Origin of the sequence: Saccharomonospora iraqiensis subsp. iraqiensis, assembly GCF_000430445.1 — a bacterium.
Classification (GTDB): domain Bacteria; phylum Actinomycetota; class Actinomycetes; order Mycobacteriales; family Pseudonocardiaceae; genus Saccharomonospora; species Saccharomonospora iraqiensis.
Window position 1 is genome coordinate 2563 of sequence record NZ_KE387136.1, and the last position, 1374, is coordinate 3936.

The 1374-nt window shown below is 74.2% G+C and carries 1 protein-coding gene and 1 pseudogene; one reads left to right on the forward strand and one right to left on the reverse strand.

The genetic code is table 11. The features are described from left to right. Positions 1-187: methyltransferase domain-containing protein (locus tag ACTIR_RS27000; RefSeq protein WP_034241269.1), on the reverse strand; the 187-nt coding region annotated here is incomplete at its 3' end. 35 nt (positions 188-222) lie between these two features. Between ACTIR_RS27000 and ACTIR_RS0120595 the strand changes: the two are divergent. Continuing rightward, positions 223-1374 (forward strand): annotated as a pseudogene (locus tag ACTIR_RS0120595) (S9 family peptidase); the annotation flags it as partial.

A 1374-nucleotide genomic window follows, 5' to 3' on the forward strand; every position in this document is an offset into this window, starting at 1 on the left:
CCGCGTGCCGGGCCGCGCGGTGGGCCGCCGCCACGCTGCCCGGGTCGCGGTCGAATCCGAGCACGTGAACCGGATGCGCGGCCGTGCCGAGACTCAGCGTGTTCACCGCGGCGCCGCAGCCGACGTCGAGCACCCGCATCCCCGGCCGCAGCAACGGCAGCACGAACCCCGCGTGACCCTCCGACACGCCCTCAACCCTACGGACCTGGCAGGATCGCGGGCGTGAGCACACAACATCCGCACGCCCGGGTTCCCGACCGGCTCCTGACCGACCCGGAACGGGAGGCCCGCTGGCGGGCACGGTTCCACGCGGCGCGGGTGTCGGTGCCGGACTGGGCCCTGGACGCCCCGGACCGCAACCTCTACGTCTCCAACGCCGGCGGTGTGTGGGAGGTCTACGCCTGGGACCGGACCGCCGACACCCACCGGCAGGTCACCGACCGGCCGAACGGCACCCTGCACGCCACGGTCACGCCGGACGGTCGCTGGATCTGGTGGTTCAACGACACCGACGGCGACGAGTTCGGCGCGTGGGTGCGCGAGCCGTTCACGGCCGCGCCGGAGAGCGCCGGTGCGGGCACGGACGGGGGAGTGTCCGAGGACACGGGCAGCGCCACGGGCGGGGCCACGGGGACCGCCGCGACCACCGTGTTCCCGGATCTCGGCAACGGCTACCCGGCGGGCCTGGCCCTCGGGCACGAGGTGATCGCGCTCGGCATGTCCACCGACGACGGCAGCGACCTCTACGCGCACCGGGACGGCACCACCACCCGCTTCTACAGTCACGAGCAGGACGCGGACGTGTCGGCACTGTCCCGGGACGAGCGGCTGCTGGCGATCGGGCACTCCGAACACGGCGACTCCCGCCACCCGGCGGTGCGGGTTCTGGCCTGCGCGGACGGGAGCGATTTCCGCACCGTCGCCGAGAAGTGGGACGGCGTGGGCAAGGGCCTGGCCGCGCTCGCGTTCTCCCCCCTCCGGGGCGACCCTCGACTGCTGGTCCAGCACGAGCGCCGGGGCCGGGAGGAACTGCTGATCTGGGACGTCGAGTCGGACACCGAGACCGAGATCGAGCTGGACCTGCCCGGCGAGGTCGTCGGCGACTGGTACCTCGACGCCGAGGCCCTGCTCATCGCGCACTTCCACCGGGGACGCAGTGAGCTGTACCGGTACGAGTTGGCGAGCGGGTCGTTGACCTCGCTGGACACCCCCTCCGGCCGGATCGGCGGCGCGGGTGCCCGGCCGGACGGGTCCGTGGAGTACGCGTGGTCCGACGCGGCGCACCCACCGCTGGTCCGCGCGCGGGAGGCGGACGGCACCGACCGCGTGCTGTTGACCCCTCCGGGCGAGCGCCCACCGGGGTCGCTGCCGGTG